The organism is Streptomyces chlorus, from assembly GCF_042655885.1.
Taxonomy (GTDB): Bacteria; Actinomycetota; Actinomycetes; order Streptomycetales; family Streptomycetaceae; genus Streptomyces; species Streptomyces chlorus.
The window spans coordinates 22941-32883 of record NZ_JBHSOA010000024.1 but is presented as its reverse complement, the minus strand read 5'-3'; the positions used below and the strand labels follow the sequence as shown (position 1 = coordinate 32883).

Genomic DNA, 9943 nt, shown 5'->3' with positions numbered 1-9943 from the left:
CACCCGGCTCAGATCTTCTCGAAACTGAGAAACCGCTGATCCACAGGTATTGACGATTGCTCGAGAAGTTCTCACGGCTGAGCGAGACCCAGACACCCCAGGAAAACACCTCGTCACTGTCGATGACCGGCATCTCGATCAGGCCCTTGACGAAGTAGTGCTGCCCGCGGACCACGCACTGGTCCGACGAGAGCAGGCAGTCGTCGGCGCCGACGAAGGCCGGATCCCACACGGCCGGGGCCTCGGCCGTGTAGTTCACCGGCAGTTCAAGGTGCTGGGCCCCGCAGCACGTGCAGGTGAATCCGAGATCACTGGTCATGGCGCTGGAGTCTGGTGCCAGGTACCGGAACCACCTCGGGCGAGGAAGCTCCTCACCTCCCCCTGTGACTGAGCGCGGCACCTGGCCTGTCAGGACAATTTCAATGCACAGCACCCGGCTGTCCCGCACGGCGTGCGCGAACCGGGTCACCATCGGGCGCGCAGCACGCCGTCGCTGTCCGGCAGGACGGCGCAGAGCAGCGGGTGGCTTTCGTCGAGGGGCAGGACGCAGGCCGCTCGCGCATCGGCCACTTGGGCGGCGAGCTCCTGGTAATCGGTGTCGTCGACGATCGTGTGGCTGATCATCCCGTCTTGCGCCTCCCAGACGAACTCCACGGATCCCTCCTCGGGCAGCGCGGCGAGGACCGCGCCGACGTCCGGAGTCAGGTCGGGCCAGACGGTCAGCAGGGCGCGCGGACCGAGACCGGCGCGCACTGTGTCGAGGTTCTCCAGAGTGAGGCGGTGCCAGCGTGCGGCGTTGCGGACGTAGGTCTCCTCGAGGAGCAACGTCTGCCGTGAGGCAAGCGCGGTGCGCACGCGCGTCCAGAAGTCCTCGTCGGCCGGCTCCGTCACTTCCGCTTCGTCGAACTCAGCCGCGTAGGGCGAGGCCGTCAGCGGTTCCGGGAAGAGGCCGAGTTCCCGCGTACGGGCCACGGCCTCCGCACAGAGCCGGTCGCTGCCCACGTACACATACTGGTCCCACCCGACGTGCACGGTGAACACATTCCCCACCTCCAGCCGACACCAGGCGCCCCGGTCGCGGAGCATGGCCCGGACCAGTTCCAGCGCGACCGGAAGGGAGACCCCGGCCCCGTCGTAGTAGCCAGTGAGGTCAGGCGGGAAGAGCCCGCCGAGGCCGTGCCCCTCAACCGGCGGCTCCACGCCGAAGTGGACGAATCCGGTGACCGCAGGTTCGCGGATCTCCAGCCGGTCGATGCCCGAGGCCTCCGCGAAGGCGGCGATCGCCGCCAGGTACGCCGCTTCTACAGGTCCGTGGTCGCTGACTGTGTCCTCGGCGCCGGTGTAGTGGCCGTGCTCGTCGCGGTCGGCGGGGTCGCATTTGGTGATCCGGTGGACGAAGGACGGCGGCACGCTGCTCCTTGGACGGGCGGAAGGGGTGCCAGCGTAGTTTCCGGTCCCGATTCCGTGGTCGGGAGGTGGCCGGTCCCACATCGCAGGGTTCGAGGCCCGCGGCCGATCCCAGTCGGCTCGACAGGCCACCGACTCAGCACGCTCACGAAGGCGGGCGAAGGGGACCGAGGGAGACCACACAAGTCAGCCCGTCCAGGCGCTGCACCGCGGCCATGAGGGGCCTCCCATACGGAATACGGCGTCCATGCCACCAGAACACCGCCACCACCAGCACCCCGCGAACAGTTCCCATAAAGCCGAACCAACCACCCATCGAGGGCACTATCCTGCCCGCCAACCACCACGCAGCTCCCGCTGACTGAAACGCAACGTCTCGTACGCTGAGACGTTGCGCTTCAAACACAGACACGCGGAGGGCGTTACGGCCTCGCCCTGGTGGAGGCCCTGGCGGGCAGCCAGGGCGTCACGGACAGCCGGTCCTCCGCAGACGTGCGGGCGGAACTGCCGCTAACGGCCTCTACCAGGTCAGAGGAAATGCCCACCGGCGAGGTAGGGCGCCGGGACTGGCATGCCGCGGACGGCGATGTAGCCCTCCTGGCCGATGTCGAGACGGGCGGCCAGACCCACATCGACCGCCCACTCGTTGGGGGTGGTGATGCAGTTGACCAGAGTCCTTCCCTGTGACGAGGCCAGGGCCTCCCACAACAGTCTCTGCGCGGTCTCCGGATGCGCGGCAGCCAGCAGCGACGCCTGTCCTCGGTCGTCGATGTAGACGTATCCCGGCCTGGCCCGGTCTGCGGACACGGCCAGCCGGAGGGTGTTGAGCATGTAGCCGTGGTCGGGGCCGTGGCCCGCGACACGCAGATCCCGGTCCAGCCGGTCCATCCACTCGAAGTCGTCGGACCGGCCCTCCCGCAGGCCGGCGACTGCGGGGAGGGTGGACCGGTCGACGGTACCGACCATCCGCATCTGCGGGTGGAGCGAGAATCCCGCCAGCCGGTATCGGCGAGTGGCGCCGGGGTGGACGCTGGAGGAGAAGATGCCGGGGCGCCCGTCGGCGTGGGCGAGCGCGGCGTCCATCAGGCGCTTGCCGATGCCCCGACCCTGATGGCCAGGCAGCACGCCGTAGGTAGCAAGGAACCAGAGACGGCCGCGGTTCTGCGAGATGGCGAACCCGACCGCACTTTCGGTACCTGCATCCGCCTCCACCGCGACCCAGCATCCTCCTGGGTCGGCGTTCAGGAAGAAGCGCATCCGGTCAATCCACTGTTTCGAGGTGACCGCCGGACGTGGCTCGACTTCCGGGTCGCTGACCCGCCTGGTGGCCCGCTCCGCCTCGAAGAACGTCACCGCCGAAGCCCGTTCGGCCGACGGGAGATCGTTCTCTTGCATCGGCCTGACCTGCACAGAGTCCATCACTTCAGCGTAAGGAACAGTCAGGCCATGCCGCACCCGGATTTCTGGGCCGCACCCGGATCAACATTGGCATTACCTTGCCCGCCAGTCATCACGCACAACCCGCCAACTCAAGCGCAACGTCTCAGCCGTGTGGTCGGGTAGCCGGATCACACGGGGCTTCACGCCCTCGGCGCTCGTCGGCGACCTCATCCGTCAAACGCGCGAACGCATCGCGGCGGAGACCGAGATGCTCACGCGGCTGCGCCGGATCGATGCCGCGGATCCCGCCGGCTGGGAGGACGTCCTCCAGGTCGTTGCGCTCCTCCAGGCACTGGGCTCGAAGAGCCCCGACGCACGCCAGCGCGCGGCCCTTTCCTCGGTCGACGAGGTTCCGGTGCCGGTGGAGGCCCTGGTCGAGGCGGCACTGAGCGAGACGGAGCCGAACGTCGCCGGAGCCCTTCGATGGGCGCTGGCGCGATCGGGTGAGGGCGGCCCGGCACTACTGGCGGAGGGCCTCGGCTCACCGGTGGCCGCGGTGCGGGAACGTGCCGTTCGGTCCCTCGCCGAGATGCCCGGTGACGAGGCCGTCGCGCAGCTGCGGGACGCTCTCGTGCACCCCGACGCCGTGGTCCGCGGGCACGCGGCCTTGGCGCTCGGGACCCGCGGGGTGGCCGATGCGGTCCCGACGCTCATCGACATGATCGTGGAGGGAAGGAACGACACCGACGCGGCCGACGCGCTGAGCGTGCTGGCGACCGACAACGCGCAGGCGGACCGGATCACGACCGGGCTCATCGACCGCCTCGCCCACGACACCACTCGAGCGCCTGCACGCGGGCGGCTGACCCAGGCGCTGGCGGGCATCCCGGGGGCGAGGGTGTCACGTGCCCTCGTGGAGCTGTCGCACGACGGGGACCGTGCCGTGGCGCTGACCGCGGCGTACCTTCTTCAGCTACGCGACGCACGGTGACGGATCTCCCCTGGGGTGCGCGTACGCGGCCCGCGCGGGGCGGAGGGGTCCCGGGGCCCCTCACCGTCCGCCGAAGGGGGCCGGCGGACCTCCTGGTCCGGGCCGCTGTCCATGCCGACGCGGTCGCCGGGCTCATCGGCGACACCGGGGCCCGGACGACACGCGGGGCGGAGGCGGTCGCCGAAGCGGCGCTGCGGGCGCTGGTCCGGATGAACGATCGACGCTGCCCACCGGGCCTGGCCTGGCCGACATCATGGCCGGCGCCCGGTCCGATTTCGCATCGACCTTCGCCTTTTCCGGCAGCGCCCACAGCGCCTTCCACATCCCCGTCCTCCCCGCCCTCCACGAGGTACTCGTTCGCCTGCCGGACCACGCCGATCTGCTGCCGCCGGCGATCTGCGGAGGCCGGCCATGCGTCACGCCAGGGTGATGTGCATGCCGCCCTCGGCCAGGACGTCCAGGACCTCGGCGAACAGGTCGAAGGGGCGGCCGCACGGTGCCAGGTTCCGGGACAGGCGCTCGCGTGCGGTCGCGGCGTTTCGCCAGAGCAGGGTTGCGGGAGCCGAGTAGCCGAAAGAGCCGCGCAGGCAGTCCGTGAGGGCGTCGAGGCAGCCTCCGAAGTAGCCGCCCGGCCCGTTCACCGCCTCGCCGAGCGCCAAGTAGAGGCCCGGTTCGTCGGTGATCCGCCGGCCGTCGAGTTCGTAGGCATGGGCAGCCGGCCGGTCCCGATGGGGACGACGGCAGGCCCGGTCCCGGACCAGGTCGAGCCAGACTTCGCGATGCCGCGTATCGAGTCCACCCCAAGCGCCAGGGGTGTCCGGCGGTCCGGCGAGCCATTGGTCCCAGACGGGTTGGGCGTACGCGGGAACGGGCGTGAAGAACTCTCCGTCCAGCTCCAGGTCGATCAGGTCCGCCCCGCAGGCGGACGGACCCCAGTCGCGGACGGTGGCCCACAGCAAACGATCGGTGAGCGGCTCGCCTCGGGCGTCCCGTATCTCCAGCGCGGCCTGTTCCAGGTCCAGCGCCCGCCGGGTGCCCGTCCTCAGTGCCGTTCGCAGTCGATCACTCTGGGCAAGCCCTCGCAGGACGAGCGGGGGCGCCGCCCTCTCCGACGGCAGGGTGCGGGCGAATTCCCGGCAAGAGCCCAGCCACCGGCTCCCGTCATGGACGCGAACGGGACCCCGGTGCCCCTCGGGCGGGCCTTCGTGGTCGTCCTGACCGGTGAGCACGAGGCTGTCCGACCCGGGAAGCGGCCCGAGGCTCTCCGCGTCCTCCAGCAGCCAGGGTTCGAGCGCGCCGTCGTCCGGTACCAGCCACGCCCTGCTGCCCACCCACCTCCGCACGTCGTCGTCCTGCGGAACCCAGCCGAACAGTTCGTACGTCCCGCGCCGAGGCTCGCCGAACAGCCCGTCCAGCGCCTCGCACACACCCCAGACGTCGCCATGGTGGGTATCCGTGAGCGCGTACCTCTCGCGCCCTCGATGGTCCCTTTCTCCGTGCACCGAGGAATCATGCCCGCACCGGGACTTGTCGGCGAAGTCCATTTCCTACGATGGACCGAGGTGACTCAAGGCCGTGCACTCCAGCGGGCGTGGTGACCCGAGCCGGCGGGGACGAGCGATGGGCCTGCAGGCCGGACGGTTACAGGCGGAGGACGAGGTCCGACAGCACGGCGAGCGGCAGCGCCGGGTTGGCCGCCGCCGCTTCCACCACCTGCCGGTCGGCGTCGGTGAGCAGGTCCACGACGACCGGTGGTGGGAGGGCCGGATGGCCGGCCGCTATGGGTCTCGCCTGCCTGTCCGCCAGACAGACGAGCAGCACTCGGACCGTCGCGTTCCGGTGCCGGGCAATCTCGCGGAATGCCTTCTGCGCCGGCGGTTCGTGCCGGGTCAGGTACTCCAGCAGTGCCGGACTCGCGTCCGGGTTCGTCGCCACCTTGGCCAGGAACCGGACTCCGTGGCGGTCCACCATGGCCCGCAACCGAGCTTCGGTGAGGCCCGGGTGCGGAGCGACAGATTTGGCTGCTTTCGCGTCGGGGTCGTCGGCCAGCGCGTCGCGGATCTCCGGTGGCAGGTCGCGTCGTTGCCCCACGAGCATGCGCACGGCCGGGTCCGGTGACTGGGCCAGCTGCCGAACCTCACCGGGCGACGCGGCAGCGATCCGTGGCAGCAGAGTGGCGCCGATCCTGGCGTCGTCGGCCAGGTGGACGAGTACGTCGAGCGGCACCTTCGGGTTGCCCGCGAGCCTACGCCGCACGTCGTGGCCGCGGTCGTCGGCCAGGGTGTGCATCAGGGCGGCGTCGATCGCGGGGTTCCCGGCGAGGTCGGCCCGGACACCGGGAACAGGGTCTGCGGCCAGGCGTTGGTACACCTCCTCAAGGCCCTTCACGGGCCGTCGCTCAGGGTGCACATGGCTGACGTTCTGAACCTCGACGTAAGCGATCCTGCGCCCTTCGGCCGTCTCGATCAAGGTGAAGGGACCGGCCATTCCAGCATTCTCCTCGCTGTCCAGCGGCATGACCTGGATCTCAACCGTCGGCTTCCGCCCGGCCAGCAGAATCTGTTCCAACTGGCCACGCAACACGTCCCGGCCGCCGATCGGCCTTCGCAGCACGGACTCGTCGATGACGAAGCTCATCAGCGGCTGAGGGCTCCTGCCGTAGACCTCTTGACGCGCCAGGCGTGCCGCGACCCGTTGGGCAATGGCGTCCTCGTCGAGCGGCGGACGCATCATGCCGAACACCGCCCGCGCGTACTCCTCCGTCTGCAGCAGCCCTGGCACCGCCTGATTCGCGTACCCGTGCAGTTCGACCGCTTCCGCCTCCAGTCGCGCCGCGTCCCGGAAGAACGCCGGATACTGCGCCCGCGCGACCTCCTCCTTCATCTCCTGGAGGACACCGCCCGCGTCCAGGAGTTCGTCCGCCTGGTCGATGGACTTCGGCGGCGGGATCCGGCGGCCCTGTTCGTACGCGGCGATCGTCGAGGCCGAGTAGCCCGTCGTCGAACCGAACTCATGCCGCTCCAGGCCCGCCCGGACCCGGAACCGCTTCAGCTGCCGCCCCAGGACACGCAGGATGCCGGAGTCCGCCCCCTCGTCCCGTTCGCCTTCTTCCGTACCGAACTCTTCTGCAGCCCGTCCCTTCAGTTCGCTCATGTGCATCACCGCCTCTCCCGTCAACGCGGCTCCGCGTCGAAGCGACACGCTCCGCCCCGCCCACATGCACCGACGGGCGACGTACAGCGAGCAGACGTGTGCGCGCCGTTCGCCTCGTCGCGCGAGCACTCGTCGCATCCGACTTGATAGGCAAGTCGTTACTTGCCTATTGTGGCCGGCATGGCGGAGGACGTCTTCAAGGCGTTGGCCGACCCGACCCGGCGGCGCATCCTCGACGAGCTGGCGGAACGGGACGGCCAGACGCTGTTCGAGATATGCACGCGACTGGTGACCAAGCACGGCCTGGGGCTGTCCCGCCAGGCCGTCAGCCAGCACCTGGCCGTACTGGAATCCGCGGGACTGGTCCACGTGCGGCGCCAGGGCCGCTACAAGTTCCACGACCTGAACACCGGGCCCCTCGAGCACATCACGGCCCGGTGGCTCAGGCCCGACAGACCGGAGAGCACGCCATGAGGATCCATCTGACCAGCGCCTTCGTCGACGACCAGGAGAAGGCCCTGCGCTTCTACACCGAGGTGCTGGGCTTCGTGAAGAAGCACGACCTCCCGCTGGGCGAGGACCGGTGGCTGACCGTCGTCTCGGCGGAGAATCCCGACGGAACCGAGCTGCTGCTCGAGCCTTCCCGTCATCCCGTCGTGGCGGCGTACAAGACGGGGCTGGCCGAGGACGGCATCCCGGCCCTCTCCTTCGCCGTGGACGACGTAAACGCGGAGTTCGACCGGCTGCGCGGGCTGGGGGTCCAGTTCACCCAGGAGCCGCTGGAAATGGGCCAGGTCACCACTGCGGTCCTGGACGACACCTGCGGCAACCTGGTCCAGATCGTGCAGAGCAAGTAGGAGCTTGGGGGAAGGCCGACGGCGCGTTCTCCCTCCCCGAGCCGCATCGCCTCAGGCCGCGCCCTCCCACACGCGCCGCAGGAAGGCGGAGGCGTCCGTCAGTTCCGGAAGGCTGATGCCGTGGCCCTGGCCCGGGTAGCGGCGTTCCTCGAGACGGGCGTCGGAGTCCTCGCGGAGCCAGGTGCCCGTCCTGGTGACGAGGTCGGCGGGGATCACCTGGTCGGCGACGTCCCGGCCCCAGAAGACCGGCACTCCGGCCAGGCGGCCCCGTTCCTCGGGCAGACCCGCGTCCCACGGCAGGGTGCCGGACAGGAGGACGGCGGCGGCGAACCGCTCCGGGCGGGCGAGCAGCAGGCCGCCCGCCATGGCCATGCCGCCGGAGAAGCCCAGGAGCGAGACCGACGTGTGACCGGCGGCCTCGGTGTCGAGCCAGTCGAAGAGCCAGTCGGCCGTGGCCGCGAGGGAGTCGGGCAGCGGGCGCCCGACGCCCCGGTTGGCGAACCACGCGTATCCGCCGCCCTCGGCCAGCGGGGCGCGCGCGAAGGCCACCGTGGCGTCCTGCGGCAGATGCGGCGCGAGCTGCGCGAACGACACCTCATCCGCTCCCCGCCCGTGCAGGGCGACGACCAGCGGCGTACCGGGCCTGCGGTCGGGTTCGACGGACCAGGCGACCGTGGGGGCGGCGGTGTACGGCATGGCTACGGCACTCCTCGGGCGGTGCGGGACGGACAAGGGACGGACAAAAGGACGGACCAGGGTGCGAGCGGACGCGGACGTGCGTTTCGGCTCGCGGCCGGGCACGGTCGAGCGTACCCCTACTGCTTGAAAGTTGAAGCAAGAGCGTTCGTGGTTTAGCTTGAAGGTTCAAGTTTGCCGGGACGGGTCGCCGCTCAGTGACGCGCGGCGCCTCCCACCGTCTTCGCCGTCCCCTTTCGAGGAGTCCCCCCATGGCCAGTGCCACCACCCTGTCCCGCCCAGCGGCCGCCTCCGGTCAGGACGCCCCCGCCGTCCCCGCCCGCGCCTACGACGTCGGGCTGCTGGTGTTGCGTCTCGCGCTCGGTCTGACGATGGCCGCGCACGGCGCGCAGAAGCTGTTCGGCTGGTTCGGCGGGGGCGGTGTCGAGGGCACCGGCATGTTCTTCGAGTCCCTCGGCTACCCCTCGCCCGAGGCGTTCGCCGTCGTGGCCGGGCTCGCCGAGACCCTCGGCGGACTCGGCCTCGCGCTCGGTCTGCTCACCCCGCTCGCCGCCGCGGCCGTCGCCGGCACGATGGTCAACGCGATCGCCGTGAAGTGGGGCGGCGGCTTCTTCGCCCCGGAGGGTGTGGAGTACGAGCTCGTCCTCACCCTGGCCGCGGTGGCGCTCGCCCTGACCGGCCCGGGCCGGATCGCCGTGGACCGGCTGCTGCCCCGGCTGCGCTCGCACCGCCTCGAGTACGGCGTCGCCGCGGTCGTGCTCGGCGCCGTGGTGGCCGGCGTCACCCTGCTGCTGCGTCACTGAGTCACGGCAGGCGGTTTCCCGGCCGGTGCCGGGTGTGGGCCGCCGTCCCCGGGACGGCGCCCCACACCCGGGCGCTGCCGGTTCGCTACCGCTGCTTGATCCGCAGGAACGTCACGGAGTTCTCCGGGAACGTGTACGTGAATCCGCCGGACACGCCCCGGAGCGTGGACGTCACCGGGGTCACCGGTGTGTCCGTCTCGGTGTTCACCGCGTCCGCGTCGGCGGCCAGGGTGGTCACCCGGGCGGTGGAGGCGGTCCTCGCGCCGCCGAGGTCGATCGCCGTGCGGGCCTCGGCCGGCTGGGCGTTGACGACCTTGACGATCAGGTCACCGGTGCGGTCGTCCTCGGTGACGACCTGGCGGAACGGCTCGGCCGGCTTGTCGTCGATGAAGCCGCCCCACTCCTGTCCGTCGAGAGAGGGTCACCTGGCGGCCGCGCACCTTGACGTCGATGTCGTAGGCGCGGCCCGTCTCGATCGATCCGGCCTGGGAGAGCAGCGTCGACTTGCCGCCGACCACCCCTGTTCCGCGGACCTCTACCGGGGCGAGTTCACCGTCCGCGACGAGGACCGCTGGCGGACTGTCTGGCGGGTGCGCGGCCCGGCCAAGGACCTGGAGCTCGACACCGGTTATGTCCGCGCGGGCTGACGGCCGCCT

At 70.6% G+C, this 9943-nt stretch carries 12 protein-coding genes; 5 read left to right on the top strand and 7 right to left on the bottom strand.

Translation table 11 applies throughout. The annotated features are described in order from the left end of the window. The 3 genes from ACFPZI_RS11605 to ACFPZI_RS11595 form a co-directional block, all read right to left on the bottom strand. The coding region (locus ACFPZI_RS11605; RefSeq protein ID WP_381361816.1) for a DUF2199 domain-containing protein at positions 1 to 319 on the bottom strand (319 nt) is incomplete at its 3' end. A 146-nt stretch (positions 320 to 465) separates the two neighbouring features. Further along, the gene (locus ACFPZI_RS11600) at positions 466 to 1410 is read right to left on the bottom strand and encodes an RNA-binding protein (protein WP_381361814.1); all 945 of its coding nucleotides are present in this window, start codon (positions 1408 to 1410) and stop codon (positions 466 to 468) included. A gap of 525 nt (positions 1411 to 1935) precedes the next feature. Beyond that, a complete protein-coding gene (locus ACFPZI_RS11595; protein WP_381361811.1) occupies positions 1936 to 2826 on the bottom strand; it encodes a GNAT family N-acetyltransferase in 891 nt (296 codons plus the stop codon). A 130-nt stretch (positions 2827 to 2956) separates the two neighbouring features. Here ACFPZI_RS11595 and ACFPZI_RS11590 point away from each other — a divergent pair, with 130 nt between their 5' ends. Beyond that, positions 2957 to 3778 carry a HEAT repeat domain-containing protein gene (locus tag ACFPZI_RS11590; RefSeq protein ID WP_381361808.1) on the top strand — a complete coding sequence of 274 codons (822 nt, stop codon included), beginning with the start codon at positions 2957 to 2959 and terminating at the stop codon, positions 3776 to 3778. Positions 3779 to 4194: 416 nt separating this feature from the next. Here ACFPZI_RS11590 and ACFPZI_RS11585 read toward each other — a convergent pair whose 3' ends face one another. Together ACFPZI_RS11585 and ACFPZI_RS11580 are read right to left on the bottom strand one after the other, a co-directional pair. After that, positions 4195 to 5322, bottom strand: coding sequence for a barstar family protein (locus tag ACFPZI_RS11585; RefSeq protein WP_381361806.1), 1128 nt, complete (start codon positions 5320 to 5322; stop codon positions 4195 to 4197). A 97-nt stretch (positions 5323 to 5419) separates the two neighbouring features. Then, the gene (locus ACFPZI_RS11580) at positions 5420 to 6931 is read right to left on the bottom strand and encodes a Scr1 family TA system antitoxin-like transcriptional regulator (protein ID WP_381361803.1); all 1512 of its coding nucleotides are present in this window, start codon (positions 6929 to 6931) and stop codon (positions 5420 to 5422) included. A gap of 180 nt (positions 6932 to 7111) precedes the next feature. Between ACFPZI_RS11580 and ACFPZI_RS11575 the strand changes: the two genes are divergently transcribed. Together ACFPZI_RS11575 and ACFPZI_RS11570 are read left to right on the top strand one after the other, a co-directional pair. Beyond that, positions 7112 to 7405 carry an ArsR/SmtB family transcription factor gene (locus ACFPZI_RS11575; protein WP_381361800.1) on the top strand — a complete coding sequence of 98 codons (294 nt, stop codon included), beginning with the start codon at positions 7112 to 7114 and terminating at the stop codon, positions 7403 to 7405. Continuing rightward, a complete protein-coding gene (locus ACFPZI_RS11570; RefSeq protein WP_381361797.1) occupies positions 7402 to 7788 on the top strand; it encodes a VOC family protein in 387 nt (128 codons plus the stop codon). The genes ACFPZI_RS11575 and ACFPZI_RS11570 overlap by 4 nt, the downstream gene beginning before the upstream one ends. A 51-nt stretch (positions 7789 to 7839) precedes the next feature. On the opposite strand, the gene ACFPZI_RS11565 is transcribed toward ACFPZI_RS11570, so the two are convergent. Next, complete coding sequence (locus ACFPZI_RS11565; protein ID WP_381361794.1) at positions 7840 to 8484, bottom strand: alpha/beta hydrolase; 645 nt, start codon at positions 8482 to 8484, stop codon at positions 7840 to 7842. Between the two features lie 251 nt (positions 8485 to 8735). Here ACFPZI_RS11565 and ACFPZI_RS11560 point away from each other — a divergent pair, with 251 nt between their 5' ends. After that, positions 8736 to 9287 carry a DoxX family protein gene (locus ACFPZI_RS11560; RefSeq protein WP_381361791.1) on the top strand — a complete coding sequence of 184 codons (552 nt, stop codon included), beginning with the start codon at positions 8736 to 8738 and terminating at the stop codon, positions 9285 to 9287. Between the two features lie 85 nt (positions 9288 to 9372). Here the strand turns inward: ACFPZI_RS11560 and ACFPZI_RS11555 are convergent, their stop codons facing one another. Beyond that, positions 9373 to 9564 (bottom strand): hypothetical protein, encoded by a 192-nt coding sequence (locus ACFPZI_RS11555; RefSeq protein WP_381361824.1) that lies wholly within the window; start codon positions 9562 to 9564, stop codon positions 9373 to 9375. On the opposite strand from ACFPZI_RS11555, the gene ACFPZI_RS11550 reads away from it, so the two are divergent. Next, positions 9476 to 9934: a DUF6314 family protein gene (locus ACFPZI_RS11550; protein ID WP_381361822.1), complete on the top strand. Its 459-nt coding sequence runs from the start codon at positions 9476 to 9478 to the stop codon at positions 9932 to 9934. The two genes, ACFPZI_RS11555 and ACFPZI_RS11550, sit on opposite strands and share 89 nt — an antisense overlap. Positions 9935 to 9943 lie beyond the last annotated feature (9 nt).